Source organism: Acutalibacter sp. (assembly GCF_056800975.1).
The window spans coordinates 1-17,409 of the sequence record NZ_JBQISV010000014.1; the positions used below are offsets into that span (position 1 = coordinate 1).

Below are 17,409 nucleotides of genomic sequence, written 5' to 3' on the forward strand. Positions count from 1 at the left end.
TCCGCAGCTGCCCATAAGAAGAATAAACGCAAGACATAGAATGGCTGTCCATAGGGCTCCCTTGCTTTTCATGGCTTGCCGACCTTTCTATGTGGTTTTCCGCACAAATCCATAGGGTGGTGTATGTTTAACAAAATAATATCACAAATAAGCAGCCGATGTCAACAAAACCATTAAAATTCATCTGGCGTTTTTCAGGCTTGACTATATCAACTGAATTGGAAGAGAAAGAGCTGAAAGAAAATCCTTTCAGCTCTTTCTCTTCGCAAAGGGACTGGAATCAGTTAAACTTCACCAAGTGCTGTGCACCAGGTTCTAGTCCCAGTTCCATAGAACACTCGACCACAGGAGCATATAACATTCCCGGAATAGCGCTGGTGATAATGTCTTCCGGTAGGACTGTGTCCGCAGGAGGTCGTGTCATAGGTTGTCCAGCCAGAATTAGGAAGGGGCGCACTTTTGTGACAATTTGGACAAGTCACTGAAGCGGCCATCGCCGGAAGAGCGAAAATGGCTACTGTCAGCATCAGAACCAAAACAAACGCCAGAACTCTTTTTGTCTTTGTCATTAAACATCCCTCTTTCTGCAAGTTTATTTTATCTCAGAACAGGCGCTTTCAGCATTCTCGGCCGTTGAATGCAAGAGGCCTGATAGAGATCGGCAAATAGGTATAAACCATATATATCTGTATCAACTAATAGATTGATACGTTTATACAGTGAATTCGTTTGCTTATGTCTATACATTACCACAATTTGCTAAGGATGTCAACAATAATTTTATAGAAAACATTTTTTCTATACAGAATATTTCTTGAAAAAATCTTAAGGATCGGTTGAGTCTGTGATGCCAGTAATGCTAGTGTATCCGGCAGACTCATCCTCTTGGCCCATGGTATTCCTGCCGCATAAAAAGTCCATCCTTTTTCAATCCTTCTGGAACAGCACAGACACTAGCAGAGAAAGAGCCGGGGCAGAATGTATATCTGCCCCGGTCTCTTATCCGTTCATCTTGAAATAACCCGCTCTCAGGAATTACCCTTTGCACGGTCCACGGCGGTCTGCCACAGGGATACCAGATCCTCTACGCCAGCCCCCTTGAGCTCATTCTTGTAGCTCTCCCAGGATTCATCCGTCACGCCATTCAGGGTCCAGTCCACAACATAGCGGTCCACAATATCAGAGATCGTGGGCTGGATCTGGGACAGGCGGGAGGCTTCTTCCACTGTAGTAAGAACCTTGGGAATCACATGATCGGAAAATTCCTCTAAGATCTCGTCCTTGCCATTGACCTTCTGGCCGCCCAGCAGAGAAGGCACATCATAATCCACAACGGTGTCAAAGTAGGCGTCCTTAATAATGAAGGAGCCGCGGCAGGGCGTGGTGTTCTCACGAGGCGAATTCAGGCCATCGGCAAACTCGCCCTGGGGAATATGGTTGCCGTTCTCGTCCTTAGGCTTGGTCAGGTAGCCGTTTTCCTCCTCAATAAATACAGCGCCGGCAGTACCCCAGTTGCAGGTCACGGTCAGCTTGGGGTCCTTTGCAATCACTTCCAGCATCACGGCAATGGCATGGGGGAATTGGCAGGTGGTGGTAATTGCCGTGTTGGATGTATCCTGCAGCTCAGAGTAGTTCAGGCGGAAGCCGCTTTTGCCCTTCTCCCCTTCCAGACGCGGGATGGGGGCATACTGGCCCCGCACGTCAATATTATTGATGGAGAGTTCACCGCCCCAGGTGCTGTAGCTTCCCACTACCGCCACGTCCTCCTTCAGCAGGGAGCTCTCAAAATACAGGCTGGAATCTGCCTCAAAGGAGCCGTTCCAAATCAAATCCTCCTCATAGAGCATATGGAAAAACTCAGCTGTCCTGCGGAACGCCTCGTCCAAAGCAGTGAAGGTCACCTTGCCGTTGTCGTCCAAAGCCAGGTGGTCGGCATAGCGGTTGCCCTCGCAGTAGGAGTCCGCCTGGCCAAAGCAGCCGGTAAAGCGATAGAAAATATCGTTGGAGCCAAAGGTGTCGTGCTGGCCGAACTGTGTTGCAAGGGGCACCTCATCCGCCTTGCCGTTGCCGTTCAAATCGCCCCCGTCCCGGAAGGCCTTCAGGCAATCCACCCACTCGTCGACTGTGGTGGGCATCTCCTTGTTCACCTTCTTCAGCCAATCCTGATTGATTACAAACGGGCCAGGGGTCAGCACCAGGCCAAACATCTCCTCCACATAGGGGAAGCCATAAATATGCCCGTCCGGCGCAGTGCACTCCACCCGATACTCCGGCTTGCTGTCCAGCAGCTCCTTGTACTTGGGCATATAATTCTCAATCATATCCTCAGTAGGCATAAACACCTCCTGGTCCGCATACTGCACAGCAAAGGTCCCAGAAAGGCCGTCCTGGAAATTCCAGAATGCGTCAGGTAGGTCAGAGCCAGAGGAGAGCATCAAATTGATCTTTTCTGCAACACCGTCCAGGGGCACGTCGTCCCACTCAAAGCGGATGCCGGTCAGGTCTTCCAGCTGCTTGATAATTTCCAGCTCCTCCACACCCCGGGTACGGCCTCCGGTGTAGTGCACGAACATGGTTATTTTGCCGTACTTGTCCTCAAACGCGTCAGGGTCGGTAATAATGGGGACAGAGCCATCCAGCCTCAGCAGGCCTGCATCCACTGCCTCCTGCTCCTGGTCAGTAAGGCCGGGGTACTGGCTGGCGCTGCCTGTCTCTGGCGCAGAGCCTTCACCTGCCGTACTGCTGTCTGCGGCGCTGGCGTCCGTGCCGCTGCTTGCCGGGCTGCTGCCCCCTCCGCAGGCTGCCAGGGGCAGGGACAGGGCCAGGGCCAAAAGCAGCGCCAGAATTCGTTTGGTCATTTTTGTTTCCTCCTTTAAATTTTTCTCTGGTGGTTTCTTCTTGCATTTATCCTCATGCTAGCCCTTTACCGCGCCCAGCATAACGCCCTGTGCAAAATATTTTTGCAGGAACGGATACACAATGAGCAGCGGCGCTGCGGCCAGCACAACGATGCAGTATTTCAGCTGCTCCGCCAGCTTCTGCCGCATGGCAATCTCCTCGGCGCTGCTGGTAATGGTGGTGGCCTGGTTGGTGAGCACCAGGTCGCGGAGCACAACCTGTAAAGGCATCTTTTCCTTGCCAGAAAGGAACATCAGCGGGTTAAAGAACATATTCCACAGCGAAGTGGCGTAAAACAGGCACATTACCGCAATGATGGTAGAGGACAGGGGAATGACGAACCGAAAGAAAAAGGTAAAGTCATCGCAGCCGTCTATTTTCGCGGCCTCCAGCATTTCCACAGGGATGCCGGACTCGAAAAACGAGCGGCACACAATCAGGTTGTAGGCAGACACCGCCACCGGCAGCACCACGGCCCAGATGGAATCATAGATATGCAAATTCTGTACTACCAGGTACAGCGGGATAATGCCGCCGTTGAAGAACATGGTGAAGGTAAACAGGAACATGATTCCCCTGCGGCCAGGCAGGTCCATCCGGGAAAGGGCATAGCCTGCGGGGATGGTGCATATTAGGGCAATGGCGCTTCCTGTTACGGTATAGACCAGGGTGTTCCGGTATCCGGTCCACAGGGGGGCATAGGAAAAGGCACGGGCGTAGCCCTGTGTGTAAAAGGATTCCGGGTAGAGCAGCAGCTTGCCGGAGTTGACGATCACTGGGTCGGTCAGCGAGGCGACCAGCACATACCACAGGGGGTAGACGATCACAAGGGTGACCAGTGTCATAATCATGCAGTTGACAATCGTAAAGGTGCGGTCTCCGGCACTCTGACGGGCAGGCCCGCCCTTTTTCGCGATACTTTTCATGCTTGCGTCCTCCCCGCCTTAGAATATACTGATGTCGCTGAACCGTTTTGAGACAAGGTTCACGATCAAAAGCAGAATGAAATTGACAACCGAGTTAAACAGCCCCACTGCTGTGGCAAAGCTGTACTGGGCCTGCTGTAGTCCCACCTTGTACACATAGGTGGAGATCAGCTCGCTTACGGTTGTGTTCATGCTGTTTTGCATCAGAAACGCCTTTTCATACCCCACGTTCATAATGTTACCCACATTGAGGATGAGCATAAGGATAACCGTTGGCATAATAAGCGGCAGGTCAATCCGCATAATCCGTTGAAAGCGGGTGGCGCCGTCTACAATAGCCGCCTCATAGTACTCCGGGCTGATTCCCACCAAAGCCGCAATATAGATGATGGCGTTAAAGCCCATTGTCTGCCACACGGAGGACCCGATGTACAAGGGGCGGAACCACTCTGGCAGGCTGGTAAAGAAAATCTCCTTTGACCCCGTGGCGGTAATCAGGCCGTTTACCAGGCCATTGGCGGAGAACAGCATGGAGATAATGCTGACAATGACCACTGTGGAGAGAAAGTAAGGCGCATAGGAGATGGTCTGAACGCTTCTGCGTATCCTGGAATTCTGGATTTGATTGAGCAGCAGCGCAAAGACAACCGGCACCGGGAACCCCACCACCAAGGTCAGCAGGCTGATGGACACGGTGTTCCAGATGGCGTTTACCGCAATGCTGGTGCTGAAGAAGGCCTCAAAATGCTTGAAAATCGGATCAGCCCAGGGGCTGCCCATAATTCCCATTTTGCCCTTAAAGTCCTTGAAGGCTATCAGCAGTCCATACATGGGATAGTATGCAAACAGCAGCATCCACACCAGGGCAGGCAGCAGCAGAACATACAGCTGCCAGCTGCGCAGAACCTTACCCAGCGTCCATTTTCGTTGTTTCCCGCTTTCCATTGCAGATCAGTCCTTTCGGTTTCACAATGGGATATAGAGCAAGTCAGGCGCCTGCTCCGTATCCTGGGCCTGAAATCGCCCTTTTCTATTCTGTGCAGAGCGCCAGCTTACTGAAATTCGCCTGCCCGTCGATGGCAAACAGGCCAAACCTGCGGTTTTTATAGTCGTACATGCGGGCGTTCATGGCAATCTGGTCCCCCAGGTACACCACCAGCACGGTGTGGTCCACAAACACCTTAAGCCGGTACTTCACCCCCGGTTCCAAGTGAATGGGGCGTTCCATCTCCACTGCATAAGGGAACATCTTGCCGCCCTCGCCGTCCTCCCCCCAAAAGCGGATGCCGGACACATACTCCATCCGCTCCCGGGCAGGCTCCAGGTACAGGTAATATCCTGTGTCAAAGCGTTCGTCCACCTGCAGCGCCACCCCGAACCGCCGGGTTCCTGGGGTAAACTCCACGTCTGCCTCCAGCTTGCACACAGCCGGCACCTGGTCCAGCAGTGCCCCGGCAAAGCCCTCCTGGGCGGCAATCGTCACCACGCCGTCCTCTGTCCGGCACTGGCCAACTACCGGCTCTGCCACTGGCACGGTCACCGTACGCAGGGCAGCGTCCACATGCTCCTCCGGCACTACCCGCAGGGTGCCATCCTCGTTTTGCAGCACCTTATGTACCACCAGATTGCCGCCCCAGTCCCATGCGCAGCAGTCCTGACTGATCCGGTTGCCAGGATTGAAGGTCTTCTTTGGCAGCTCCTTTGTGGGGTTCCATCCATATATATAACGGTTCACGCCGTCGGCGCCTGTTTTGGCAGCGTAGTAGGCGCAGGAGTCAAAGGCGTCGTCCTTCACAGGGGCTGTCCACGGGCCGTGCAAGGCTTTGCTCATGCGGTACATGGTCTGAAAGCGGTCGCCATAATTGGAGTATACCAGGTAGTACCAATCCCCCATTTTAAACAGATCCGGGCACTCGCAAGCGCCTGCTGCGGCCATCGGCGCATAGAAGGGCTCCCGGTACTCCCAATGGTGCAGGTCCTTGGAGGCGCACAGGCCCACACAGGCCCGCCGTTCTGTTCTGCCCACTTTAGCAGTGGCAATAAGCATCCACCACTCTCCCGCCTCCTGGTTCCAGAACACGAAGGGGTCCCGCCACTCGGCAGGGTCGTAGATTGTCCCGTCTGCGGGGAGGACCTCCTCCAGGGTGCGCCACTGGTCCAGGTCAACGCTTGTGGCGTGGCGGATGAACTGCTCCCGGGGATTCTCCACAAATGTGCAGTAGAACAGATGATACAAGCCGTCCACCTTGATGACAGACCCTGTCCCTCCGGTAAGGCCGGTGTCGTGCTCAGTAAAATGCAGATGGTCCTCCGTGGTCAGCATAAACCAGCCGGTCCTGTCGCCAGGGCCCTTCTGGCCGCGGGCCTGCTTGAGAAAGAAGGGCTTGAATTTGCCCTCGTCATAAAAGGGAATCACATCCCCCAGCACCGCTTTTCCGGGGCGGTAGAATAATTCCATGTCTCTGTCCTCCTTATATCATTCAGCCTATCTATCAAATTTATTGATATCATCGAACAATAAAATATCCGCCACGCAATCAGACCTCAGCACAAGCCTCAGGCCCCCTTGTACAGTTCCGGGCTTATGTCCACAGCCTGAGGTTCCGGAACTCCGCCCGGCCGTCTGAGGCATACAGCCCAATGAACTGGCGGCTGTAGTCAAACATTCTGGCGCTCAACGCCACCTGGCCGTCCAGATATGCCAGCAGAATGCTGTCCTGCACAAAGATTTTCAGCCTATGGGGCTTGCCCGGCTCCAACACAATGGGCCGCTCCAGCTCCACATCATAGGGGAACGTCCAACCGCCCTCCTCATACATGCGCAGCCCGGATTTGAATTCCAGCCGGTTTTTGTGGGGCATCAGGCTCAGGTAATAGCCTGTACAGAACTGCTGGTCCACCTGCAGCGCCACCCCGATCTCCCTGACTGTCTCAGAGAAGAGAAGCTCTGCCTCCAGCTTGCACAGGCCCGGCACCTGGTTTTTCAGCAGCAGACTGCTATAGCCGCTGGGATTGTCTGTTACCGCCCAGTCAACCCCTGTCTCCCAGGGGCCGTTCATGGGCTGCATGGGGGTGGCGTTGTGAGTCTGCAAGGCCCGGTCCACTGATTCCGGCGCCCGCACCGCCAGGGCGCCGTCAGGGTTCTGCACCAGCTCGTGTACAATCAAGGCCCCGCCCCAGTCAAAGGAATTGTAGTCGTAGCCAGTGTGCACCGGGGCGTTGAAGCCCCATTGGTTATGGTGCCGCGTTGGGTTCCAGCCGTAGAGATAGCGGCGTTTGCCGTCTGTGCCGGACTTGGCGGCGTAAAAGCACCTGGTGTCAAAGCTGTCCCTTGCCGGCGCCAGCCACGGGCCGTTTATGCTTTTGCTCATGCGGTAGTAGGTTTGAAAGCGGTCTGTATACTGAGAGTAGATCAGGTAATACCAGTCCCCCATTTTGAACAGGTCAGGACACTCGTGGGCGCTTGTGTGCATGTGCGGGGCATAAAACGGCGGCCTCTGCTCCCAGGTGTGCAGGTCCTGAGACACACACAGCCCTGTGCACCCCTGCCGGGCGGTGGAGCCGCCCTGCTCCTTAGCGGCAACCAGCATCCACCACTCTCCCGCCTCCTGATTCCAGAATACAAAGGGGTCCCGCCAGTCTGTCAGCTGATAAATCTCTCCGTCAGCAGTAAAGCTGTCCGCTTCCAGGGTCTCCCAGACCTTCAGGTCCTTGCTGACCGCGTGGCGGATGGTTTCCCGCTTGGGGTTCTGCTTGAAGGTGCAGTAGAACAGGTGGTAGGTTCCGTCCACCAACACCACCGAGCCGGTGCCGCCCTGAATCCCTGTGGCGGCTTCGGTAAAGTGGAGATGATCGTTGGTCGTCAGCATGGTCCAGCCTGAAAAAGCGTCGTCACCAAAATATCCCCGGCTTCCCCTGAGGTAAAAGGGTTTGAACTGGCCGTTGTCGTAAAATGGGATTACATCACCCACAACAGCGTTTTGCGGATTGTAGAACAGTTCCATATGGGGCCCTCCTGTTTGAATCATTGTGTATCGCATCCTTTGGTCAAAAACAGCTTCTGCCCGTATATTGACAACGTTGTCAAATTTGCGGTAAAATAAAGAGGCACTGCGCTGCCAAATGAAAAGCCTGCTATGTATATCTCAAAATGGCTTACCTGCGCCGTGCCCGAGCCCAAGCGTAATCAACAAATATTTTTCTTTGATTACGTTGTCATCCTCTCTTTTAATCAGTAGTCTATCACTTCTGCCGAGGTTTGTCAAGACATTTTTTGAATTTTCCCGTCATCTTTACTGAAAAAGGTGTAAAAGCCCCCCGCGCTCCTCGCACTACGCATGTGGAAGCTTCTTTTGCAAAAACCCGCCACTTATGTTACAATATGCCCAGCACACATAACCAGCCCCCTGCGGCTACCCAGGCCCTGCAAACCGCTTTTCACCATAATGAAAGAATCACCAGCCTTTCAGCATTGATAGCAAGCGCCACGCGCTGCCAGTATATTTCAACCAAAGGAATGATTTCCATGTTTACCAGCAAAGATGTAGCAAGGCTTGCCGGCGTATCTCCCGCCACCGTGTCCCGGGTATTCCGCGGCGAAAAGGTTGTCACAGAGGCCACACGGGAGCGAGTATTGGCGGTGGCCCGCCAGCTGAACTATACGCCCAGCGCCGCGGCCAGCATATTGAAAAAGCAAAACAGCCACACCGTGGCCTTTCTGGACCCTGACCCATGCAACCCTTTCTATATCCGGGCCATTTCCAGAATCAGCGAGGCCCTGCAAAGCCGTTACGGCTATTCCACCATTATGGCACCCGACACCAAGTATAACCGCGAGGCGCTGGAAGCTGCCCGGCTTTTTCTCTCCTATCAGGTGGAGTGCATTGTCCTTTCCCCCATCCTCACCCAGTATAGTCCCCAGTTCGCCCAGCTGATCCAGTCTGCAGGCCACACAAGGTTTCTTCAGCTTCATGCCCGGCTTTATGACGAGGTCAGCTCCATCTCCTATGCGGATGCTGCGGCCACTGAAAACGCGGTCAGCTATCTGCTGGAGCAGGGCCACCGGCGCATTCTGTTCGCCATCGATGACCGCACACGCATGCAGGGCTGCCGGCAGGCCTTTATCAAAGCGGGCATCGACAAACCGGAGATTCCTCTCGACATTATGCAGATGCATGTGGAGCTTGACCGGGTAGAGCAGCTTATAGGAGAATACCGCCCCACGGCTGTTATGGCAGTGGCAGAGATGTCCAGCCTAAAGGCCTATGCGGCAATTACCCGGCTGAACCTGCGGATTCCCGAGGACATCAGCTTTTTGGTGTACGACGATACCATTTGGGCCGAGGCCCTGGGAATCACCGTAGTCGCCCACCCTATGGATGAGGTGGTGGAGGAAGCCGTAGACCAGATTGTGGGCATGGGCAGCGGCCAGTACACCCAGCCCAGGCACAGGCAGATCTGTCCCCAACTGCTGACGCGGGGCTCGGTCAAAAGTATCACCGGCAAATAGCCGCCCTGTCAGAGCGCCGGACTGCGCGGAAGGCCTCAGCGCATGACCAGCTCTCTGTCAGTTGGCAGCTCACAGGGCAGCGGGGCAGGGCGGTCCTGGTACCAATAGGCCACTGAGGTGTAGTCGTCATACCGCGGCCCTGTCCAGCCCAGGTTGTCCATTGTCATACGGAAGGACCGGCTGAAATACACTGGGTCCTTTAAATGAAAGCGGTACAGCAGAAACCGCTGCTGGCCGTTATACATTTCGCTGCTGTCGTTGCCGGTAATCGCGTACAGCCCCGCATACAGGCCGCTGAAGGTCTGGTACTGCTTCAGAAGAATATCATTGCCAAAGCCATAGGACCCGCAGAAATAGTCCTCTGTACCGGTATAGTTGATGGTGGGGTATGCACCGCCGTCAAGATACATTTTGGGCTCCCCCTCTACCCAGCAGGTGTTGTGGCCGTTCATTCCCGCGGCAAAGCACAGCCCTGCAAACCGCCCCCTGCCCTGTATGCCCTCCACCACTGTGTAGGCCCGGCCCTTTTCCACAGGGTGCTCCTGACGGTAAACGGCGTGGAAATAGCCCGCAGTGGGAGAGACCTCTCCCCGCCAGCCCTCAATCATGTAGTAGAGCGTCTGGGGCTCGGCGCCGCGGTTTTCCATCGTCACCCGGCAACTCCTCCGAAACGGCATCTCCCAGTAGCAGTTATAGCCCCGGCCCGGCGCCACAAGGATCGGCGCGGAATTCAGCACGGGATACCGGCCGTCCCGGTCCTTGAAATTTTCGTCATAGGCGCAGCCGAAAAAGGCGGAGATGGGCGCTTCCACTGACGGCTGCTCGCTCCCCTCCCAGTAAATCCGCAGGACAAACGAGTGGCCCACATACCCGGTGAACCACATGTGGGTAATCATCCCCGGTCCATCCACCTCACACAGTGTCACAGCCTCTCCTGGTTGAAGCTGGATGCAGGGGCGCAGCTTCTCACAGTCTCTACCTCTGCTTCCTCCGGCATGGATACCTGCGGGGTTCTCTGGGGAAAAGCCAAAGCTCTCTCGGGGCTGGATTTCATAAATGGACATTTTGGTGCCTCCTTCACATAATTTTGCGGGAGAATATTCTCCCAACGGCATCACAAACACGAATGGCAGCGAAAACCATCTCTCCCGCTCTCCCGGTCAGACACAGTGGCGCACCTGGCTCTGGGATGTCTAATGGGGTGCACTCCAACTGCTTCAACGGTCCTGCCTTCTCCGAGCGCACCTATAGGGCCGCGCTGTCCAAGCACACACATTCCGCCAGTCCCTCAAGCACCTGCCGCCTCCATCTCGATCTGAACGCCGCTTGCCAACCCGCTTCCTCAGTGTTCTCTCTTTGCGACCGTTTTGGCAATGCACTAATCAGATAAAGCGAGCAGGCGCAGTCTTCCCGGCTCTGTCCGGGCAAGGGTCTCTCGGCTTTCTCATGCGTTTCTTTGTGGCTGCCGTGCTACCATATTAGCACATGCTCTGACTCTTTGTCTATAGAGAGAACCGACTCCGGTTTTTGGTTTGCGTCGTTGGCCTGAGAATTTCAACGCTGAGCCATCATGATTTGACAACTTCAAAAGTGCCGCTCCTTTCTTGACACGACAAACCAAGGAATGGCATCATGCAAACGTCTGGGAGGTGTACTCGTCCTCAAGCCACAGAAGTTGCTTTTCCGTGTACCGCGCAAAACCTGAACAATCGGAAGCCTCCCGTGCGCCAGAGACTACATCTGAGGAAAAGTCCTACCTGACGATATGTGTTGATTTGTTTTCTCCGCTACTCGACAGTGATATGCAGCCATGTTTCAGCCATATCCCAGGAACTGACTTGAATTGGAGATATGAGCAAACGCCCGCTGATGAGCCTCAAACGCGACTTTCTTCATGCCGGCCTAAATTCTGCATGTCAGCAAAATGGGAAATGGCGCGAAAAACAGTGGAAATGCCCTCCCGAGTCTGCACGATTTCTAAAAGAAAGCAGAAGTTCATATCCCTATCCGCCGCTCTGAATGGATTTTCAGAGCGGTATTTTGTTCTGTATCGTTTTTTCCTTCCAACCAGCGAAAAAGATTCCACTACAGAGTCGTGGAGCATGAGCTCTTGAGAGCGATTGCGTCTCTCTGTAGGCTTCAGGTCAGCACATAATACTTTTTGCTGGCTGAGTTTCTTTGGCATATTCCACCCCGTATCATACAGAGTGGCAAAAAAGCTGGACAAAAAGGCTCATAACACTGGCGCATCTCTTTCTTTTCTGTTATAATTATCAAAAAGGTCGCAGGCCAGGAGGAAAGACGGTTGAGAGCATTGTCTGCCCGCCAGTCTGTAAAACAGGGTGGAACCGCGCTGCGGCAGCCACAATTCACCGCAAACAGCCTGAACCCTGCCCCAAGAGCAGAAAGATGGTCAGGGCAGGGACCTCCTGGGCGGGAGGCTTACAAGCCCTGCCTGTCAAAAGAAAGAGTGGGAAAGCCAAGCGAGCGGGCAGTTTTTTGCACACTGCTTGCAGAAAGCCATACATCAATTCTATATAAGGAGGCACTTTTATGGAAGTCAAAAACTGGACCTATGAGGAAATCCCCGAATTTGAGGGCAGGCCGGAGGGCGCGGCGGTAATCGATACCACCGGCGACGAGCCCGGCGTCAGCTATCTTCACGATGTGGAGTATGCCTGCATAGACGGCACGCCGCTGCACCTGCAAATCCTGGCCCCCACCTGCCGAAACCGGAGCTACTCGCCCTTTGAGGAGCAGCAGGCTTTCTCTCTGCCCTGCTATGTGTTCGTCCAGGGCTCTGCCTGGATGCCCCAGTATGTGTACGGTAACGTAGCTAACTTGGCCAAGTTGGCCCTCAGGGGCTATGTGTGCGCCATCGTTGAGTACCGGCACTCCGGCATTGCCCCCTTCCCTGCTCAGATCAAAGACGCCCGCAACGCGGTCCGCTTCCTGCGCAAAAACGCGGGCAAGTATGGCGTTGACCCGGAGAAGATCATCATCGCCGGGGATTCCTCCGGCGGGCATACATCCATGTGGGCGGGGATGCTCCACGACGACGATACCCCTGACAACCTGTTCCCCGGCGTCAGCGCCGAACCCTGCGGCGTGGTGAACTACTACGGCTCCACCTCGGTAATGGCCCCGGACTCCAACCCCATCCAAATCGCCCACTGCCTGCCAGAGAGCCCTGAGGGCATGGTTATGGGCGGCAAAAACCTCTTGGAGAACCCTGAGCTTGCCCGGCAGCTGTCTGTTGAGTGCAACATCGACGAGAACACCGCCATGCCCCCGGTGCTCATGTTCCACGGCACGAAGGACAGGGTCGTCAACTGCAAATGCAGCGAGGTGGTTTATGAGCAGCTGAAAAAGACCGGCCACCCGGTGGACTTCTACCTGATCAAGGGCGCGGACCACGGCGGGCCGGAGTTCTGGACGGATGGGGTGCTGGACATCGTGGACGCTTTCTGCAAAAGATGCTTTGGCGAAATGAAATAAAGGAGGAAAACATATGCAGTACCAAAAGCTTTTCACCCCGATAAAGCTGGGCTCCGTCACCGTCAAAAACCGCTTTGCCCTGGCCCCTATGGGCCCTCTTGGCCTGGCAGACTCTGAGGGCGGCTGGAACCAGCGGGGCATCGACTACTACACCCGCCGGGCCCAGGGGGGCGCGGGGCTGATCATCACCGGCGTCACCTTCTCCGACTGTCAGGTGGAAACCCAGAGTATGCCAAATGTGCCCAACTCCACCTATAACCCAGTGCACTTTGTCCGCACCAGCCGGGAGATGACCGAGCGGGTCCACGCCTATGGCAGCAAGATTTTCCTGATGATGTCCGGCGGCTTTGGCCGGGTGACCATCCCTACCAACCTGGGGGAGTTCCCGCCTGTGGCTCCCTCTGCCATCCCCCACCGCTGGCTGGACAAGACCTGCCGCCCTCTCACTGTGGAGGAAATCCACAGCATTATCAGGTCCTTTGGCGACGGCGCTTATAACGCCAAGCGGGGCGGCTTTGACGGCGTAGAAATCCACGCGGTCCACGAGGGGTACCTGCTGGACCAGTTCGCCATCTCCATGTTCAACCTGCGCACCGACCAGTACGGCGGCAGTTTGGAGAACCGCCTGCGCTTTGCCCGAGAGGTAGTGGAAGAGATCAAGTCCCGCTGCGGAGAGGACTTCCCGGTGAGCCTGCGGTTCAGCCTCAAGAGCATGATCAAGGACTGGCGGGAGGGCGCCCTGCCAGGAGAGGAGTTCGAGGAGAAGGGCCGGGACATCGAGGAAGGCCTGGAGGCGGCGAAGCTGCTGGTCTCCTACGGCTACGACGCTCTGGACGTGGATGTAGGAACCTATGACGCCTGGTGGTGGAACCACCCGCCCATGTACATAGAGAAGGGCATGTTCCGCCCCTACTGCAAGCTGGTGAAGGAGGTTGTGGACGTACCGGTGCTCTGCGCCGGCCGTATGGACAACCCGGACATGGCCCTGGCCGCTGTAGAGGAGGACGTCTGCGATATTGTCAGCCTGGGCCGCCCCCTGCTGGCCGACCCGGACTATGTGAACAAGCTCCGGGCCGGACGCTATGCCGACGTGCGGCCCTGTATCTCCTGCCAGGAGGGCTGTATGGGCCGCATTCAGGAGTATTCCATGCTCAACTGTGCGGTGAACCCCCAAGCCGCCCGGGAGCGGGTCACCGCCTATGAGCCGGTGTGCAGGCCCAAGAAGGTGCTGGTCATCGGCGGCGGCGTGGCGGGCTGTGAGGCTGCCCGGGTGCTGGCTATCCGGGGGCATAAGCCCCAGTTGATGGAGAAAAATGCCCGGCTGGGGGGCAACCTGATTCCCGGCGGCGCGCCGGAGTTTAAAGAAGACGACATTGCCCTGGCCAACTGGTATGCCCACACTCTGGACCAACTGGGGGTGCCTGTGACTCTGAATCATGCGGCAACCAGGGAGGAAGTGTTGTCTGGCGGCTATGACGCGGTGATTGTAGCCACCGGCTCCCGGCCCAGGCTCTTCTCTCTGGGGGACGACGAACACACCTATACCGCGGCCCAGGTGCTGCTGGGAGAGAAGGACTGCGGTCCGTCCACTGTTGTGGTGGGCGGCGGGCTGGTGGGCTGCGAGACTGCCCTCTGGCTGGCCCAGCAGGGAAAAAAGGTCACCATTGTAGAGGCTTTGGACAAGCTGATGGCAGTGAACGGCCCCCTCTGCCACGCCAACCATGACATGCTGGAACGGCTGGTGCCCTATCACGGGGTGGAGACCATTACCAGCGCGAAGGTCAAGAGCTTTGCAGATGGGGTTGCGACTGTTGAAACCAGCCAGGGCGAGAGGCAGATTCCCTGCGACAGCGTGATTCTGGCTGTGGGCTACCAAGAAGAAAACTCCCTCTACCATGAGCTGGAGTTTGATGTGCCGGAGATTTATCTGCTGGGCGACGCGAAAGCGGTGTCCAACATCATGTATGCCATCTGGGACGCCTTTGAGGTGGCGAACCATATCTGACAGGCGGCAGTCATGGGGGAGAAACCTATTCTGGACATAAACAGCGGGCTTAACAGCTCTGTACTGAAAAGATCTGTTTTCAGGCTGCTATTCATCAGAGCCGCCTCCTTGCGCCCCTTCCCCACCGGCCTGCCCTGCCTGAAAACGCTGCCATAACACCCGCCTGTCGATTTTCTCATAGCTCCACTTTCAGGGATAGCAACACTTATACTTTCACGGTAAGTGCTGCTATCCCTTTTTGTTTTGCTTGGGTGGCTTCATCTGGCATGTCATAATAAAATCTCTCTTGGCTGCTGTCCTGGCATAATTTCATCTGCCAGGCATCTGGCGGGAAAGAACCGAAGTCATAGGGAGGCGAGTATCCTCTACAGACTGAGTCATTGGCCCATTGGTAGGGTTAAGCTGCTTAAGCCCTCCCCGCGCCAGAAAACATCGCTGGCCTTTCGGTCCTTCCTTTTTCCAGTAAGTACCGGCTTGTTTTGGAGAGCGGCCCCGTGAACCTTCCCCTGTTCCCCTCCTTCCCACGATGGGCGTGCAGCTGGTTTCTATAAATCGGTCAGATTGTCTCCCGCCGCTTTTCCGGCATCTCCTCTTTTTCCAGAAGCTCCCCTTTTTGGGCCTCGGTCCCCGCCGCTTCAGCCCCTTCTCCGGCGTTGCAAGACATCAAGCTTTGTGTTATAATATCCTCAGAACATTTTAATAAGGCCAATGTCCGCAATGGGCGCGGCCTGCCCTATTCCCAACGTCCGCAATAGCAGAACCATTTCTCCGCGTTTTCAGTACCAAGCATATATATCAAAACTTTTACCCCAAAGGAGTGTCCCCCATGAAAAGAAAGACCAAGATTATCTGCACCCTGGGCCCTGCCACCGAAGACGAGAGCGTTCTGCGCCGGCTGATGCTGGGCGGGATGAACGCCGCCCGGTTCAATTTCTCCCATCTGGACCATGCCGACGCCCGGCAGAAGCTGGACACGGTCATTCGCCTGCGGGAGGAGCTGGGTCTGCCCATTGCCACCATTCTGGACACCAAGGGCCCGGAGATTCGGGTGGGAAGCTTTGCCGAAGGGCCCATTGAGCTCCATCCAGGGGACAGCTTCACCCTCACCACCCGGGAGGTGCCCGGAGACAACCAGACTGTCTCCATCAGCTACCAGGACCTGCCCCGGGACCTGAAGCCCGGCGCCCGGGTGCTCATTGACGACGGCCTGGTGGAGATGAAGGCCGAGCGGGTGTCTGACACAGACATTGTGTGCACGGTTATCAACGGGGGCCGGGTTTCCAACCATAAGGGCATCAATGTGCCTGGCACCAAGCTCTCCATGCCCTTTATCAGCGAGCGGGACCGGGCTGACATTATCTTTGGCATTGAGAACGGGTTTGACTTCATCGCCGCCTCCTTTACCCGCTCTGCTGCCGACATTCTGGAAATCCGCCAGATTTTGAAGGAATACCAGTGTACGACCGTTAATATTATTGCGAAAATTGAGAACATGGAGGGCGTTAACAACATCGACGACATCCTCCGGGTAGCTGACGGCATTATGGTGGCCCGGGGAGACATGGGCGTGGAGATTCCCTTCCAGGACGTGCCTGTGCTTCAGAAGCAGCTGATTAAAAAGTCGTACCTGGCGGGCAAGCAGGTGGTCACCGCCACCCAGATGCTGGACTCCATGATGAAAAACCCCCGTCCCACCCGGGCCGAGGCCACGGATGTCGCCAACGCTATTTACGACGGCACCAGCTGCATCATGCTCTCCGGCGAGACCGCCGCAGGCCTGTACCCGGTAGAGGCTTTGGAGACCATGGTCCACATTGCCGAAAAGGCTGAGGAGAGCATTGACTATGTCCGCCGGTTCAACTCCCGGGACAACAGCGATGTGGCCTTTGACGTGACCAATGCCATCTCCCACGCCACCTGCACCACTGCCCACGACCTGGAAGCCCGGGCCATCATTACAGTTACCAAGTCTGGGGTCACAGCACGGCAGCTCAGCAAATTCCGGCCTCTTTACCCCATTGTGGGCTGCACTACCGAGGAGAACGTCTGCCGCCAGCTGAACCTCTCCTGGGGCGTGACGCCTCTGCTCATTGCCGAGGAGAGCGACACCGACGCCCTGTTCGACCATGCGGTAGAGGCCGCCCAGCAAGCAGGGCTGGTGCACAGCGGGGACATTGTGGTGATCACCGCCGGCATGCCTCTGGGAGTCTCCGGCACCACCAACATGATGAAGGTCCATGTGGTGGGCCATGTGCTGCTCACCGGCCAGGGCGTCACCGAAAAGACCGTCTCGGCCCGGCTGTGCGTGTGCAAGCATCTGGAGCACCTGAAGGAGCGCTTCCGGGATGGGGACATCATCGTAGTGCCGGAGACAGACAACTCGGTTGTGGACTATATGCGCCGGGCTTCGGGCATCATCACCGAGGCAGCGGGCCCCAACAGCCACGCCGCCATTGCGGGCCTGGCCATGGATAAGCCTGTCATCACCGGCGCGGAACATGCCACCCGCATCCTCAAGGGCGGCGCGGTGGTCACCCTGGACGCCGGAACCGGGCGGGTGAGCGTGTGCTGAC

At 56.1% G+C, this 17,409-nt stretch carries 11 protein-coding genes; 4 read left to right on the forward strand and 7 right to left on the reverse strand.

All coding sequences use genetic code 11. From position 1 onward, the window contains the following. Nucleotides 1-1,028 precede the first annotated feature (1,028 nt). The 5 genes from ACTO5E_RS02890 to ACTO5E_RS02910 all read right to left on the reverse strand — a co-directional run bounded on the left by ACTO5E_RS02890 (nucleotide 1,029) and on the right by ACTO5E_RS02910 (nucleotide 7,828). Nucleotides 1,029-2,858: a type 2 periplasmic-binding domain-containing protein gene (locus ACTO5E_RS02890; protein WP_482301423.1), complete on the reverse strand. Its 1,830-nt coding sequence runs from the start codon at nucleotides 2,856-2,858 to the stop codon at nucleotides 1,029-1,031. Between the two features lie 57 nt (nucleotides 2,859-2,915). Next, nucleotides 2,916-3,824, reverse strand: coding sequence for a carbohydrate ABC transporter permease (locus ACTO5E_RS02895; protein ID WP_482301424.1), 909 nt, complete (start codon nucleotides 3,822-3,824; stop codon nucleotides 2,916-2,918). A gap of 18 nt (nucleotides 3,825-3,842) precedes the next feature. Next, nucleotides 3,843-4,769 carry an ABC transporter permease gene (locus ACTO5E_RS02900; RefSeq protein ID WP_482301426.1) on the reverse strand — a complete coding sequence of 309 codons (927 nt, stop codon included), beginning with the start codon at nucleotides 4,767-4,769 and terminating at the stop codon, nucleotides 3,843-3,845. A gap of 85 nt (nucleotides 4,770-4,854) precedes the next feature. Further along, on the reverse strand, nucleotides 4,855-6,282 hold the full coding sequence (locus ACTO5E_RS02905; protein ID WP_482301428.1) for a family 43 glycosylhydrolase: 1,428 nt from the start codon (nucleotides 6,280-6,282) through the stop codon (nucleotides 4,855-4,857). A 124-nt stretch (nucleotides 6,283-6,406) separates the two neighbouring features. Further along, the gene (locus tag ACTO5E_RS02910) at nucleotides 6,407-7,828 is read right to left on the reverse strand and encodes a family 43 glycosylhydrolase (RefSeq protein WP_482301429.1); all 1,422 of its coding nucleotides are present in this window, start codon (nucleotides 7,826-7,828) and stop codon (nucleotides 6,407-6,409) included. 521 nt (nucleotides 7,829-8,349) lie between these two features. Between ACTO5E_RS02910 and ACTO5E_RS02915 the strand changes: the two genes are divergently transcribed. Next, entirely contained in the window at nucleotides 8,350-9,333 is a 984-nt protein-coding gene (locus tag ACTO5E_RS02915; RefSeq protein ID WP_482301431.1) for a LacI family DNA-binding transcriptional regulator, read from the forward strand. Between the two features lie 35 nt (nucleotides 9,334-9,368). Here the strand turns inward: ACTO5E_RS02915 and ACTO5E_RS02920 are convergent, their stop codons facing one another. Together ACTO5E_RS02920 and ACTO5E_RS02925 are read right to left on the reverse strand one after the other, a co-directional pair. After that, nucleotides 9,369-10,397 (reverse strand): glycoside hydrolase family 172 protein, encoded by a 1,029-nt coding sequence (locus ACTO5E_RS02920; protein WP_482301433.1) that lies wholly within the window; start codon nucleotides 10,395-10,397, stop codon nucleotides 9,369-9,371. 812 nt (nucleotides 10,398-11,209) lie between these two features. Beyond that, nucleotides 11,210-11,518: a hypothetical protein gene (locus ACTO5E_RS02925; protein ID WP_482301435.1), complete on the reverse strand. Its 309-nt coding sequence runs from the start codon at nucleotides 11,516-11,518 to the stop codon at nucleotides 11,210-11,212. A 368-nt stretch (nucleotides 11,519-11,886) separates the two neighbouring features. On the opposite strand from ACTO5E_RS02925, the gene ACTO5E_RS02930 reads away from it, so the two are divergent. From ACTO5E_RS02930 to pyk, 3 genes are all read left to right on the forward strand, one after another. After that, on the forward strand, nucleotides 11,887-12,831 hold the full coding sequence (locus tag ACTO5E_RS02930) for an alpha/beta hydrolase fold domain-containing protein (protein WP_482301437.1): 945 nt from the start codon (nucleotides 11,887-11,889) through the stop codon (nucleotides 12,829-12,831). Nucleotides 12,832-12,844: 13 nt separating this feature from the next. Further along, nucleotides 12,845-14,836: an oxidoreductase gene (locus tag ACTO5E_RS02935; RefSeq protein ID WP_482301438.1), complete on the forward strand. Its 1,992-nt coding sequence runs from the start codon at nucleotides 12,845-12,847 to the stop codon at nucleotides 14,834-14,836. 826 nt (nucleotides 14,837-15,662) lie between these two features. Beyond that, the gene (gene pyk, locus ACTO5E_RS02940; RefSeq protein WP_482301440.1) at nucleotides 15,663-17,408 is read left to right on the forward strand and encodes a pyruvate kinase; all 1,746 of its coding nucleotides are present in this window, start codon (nucleotides 15,663-15,665) and stop codon (nucleotides 17,406-17,408) included. Nucleotide 17,409: the final 1 nt, after the last annotated feature.

What these genes read in the sequence shown, in the direction of transcription:
- ACTO5E_RS02895 (WP_482301424.1), bottom strand. Translation starts at nt 3,824, where the DNA reads ATGAAAAGTATCGCGAAAAAGGGCGGGCCTGCCCGTCAGAGTGCCGGA.
- ACTO5E_RS02910 (WP_482301429.1), bottom strand. Translation starts at nt 7,828, where the DNA reads ATGGAACTGTTCTACAATCCGCAAAACGCTGTTGTGGGTGATGTAATC.
- ACTO5E_RS02920 (WP_482301433.1), bottom strand. Translation starts at nt 10,397, where the DNA reads ATGTCCATTTATGAAATCCAGCCCCGAGAGAGCTTTGGCTTTTCCCCA.
- ACTO5E_RS02915 (WP_482301431.1), top strand. Translation starts at nt 8,350, where the DNA reads ATGTTTACCAGCAAAGATGTAGCAAGGCTTGCCGGCGTATCTCCCGCC.
- ACTO5E_RS02900 (WP_482301426.1), bottom strand. Translation starts at nt 4,769, where the DNA reads ATGGAAAGCGGGAAACAACGAAAATGGACGCTGGGTAAGGTTCTGCGC.
- ACTO5E_RS02930 (WP_482301437.1), top strand. Translation starts at nt 11,887, where the DNA reads ATGGAAGTCAAAAACTGGACCTATGAGGAAATCCCCGAATTTGAGGGC.
- ACTO5E_RS02905 (WP_482301428.1), bottom strand. Translation starts at nt 6,282, where the DNA reads ATGGAATTATTCTACCGCCCCGGAAAAGCGGTGCTGGGGGATGTGATT.
- ACTO5E_RS02925 (WP_482301435.1), bottom strand. Translation starts at nt 11,518, where the DNA reads ATGCCAAAGAAACTCAGCCAGCAAAAAGTATTATGTGCTGACCTGAAG.
- ACTO5E_RS02890 (WP_482301423.1), bottom strand. Translation starts at nt 2,858, where the DNA reads ATGACCAAACGAATTCTGGCGCTGCTTTTGGCCCTGGCCCTGTCCCTG.
- ACTO5E_RS02935 (WP_482301438.1), top strand. Translation starts at nt 12,845, where the DNA reads ATGCAGTACCAAAAGCTTTTCACCCCGATAAAGCTGGGCTCCGTCACC.
- pyk (WP_482301440.1), top strand. Translation starts at nt 15,663, where the DNA reads ATGAAAAGAAAGACCAAGATTATCTGCACCCTGGGCCCTGCCACCGAA.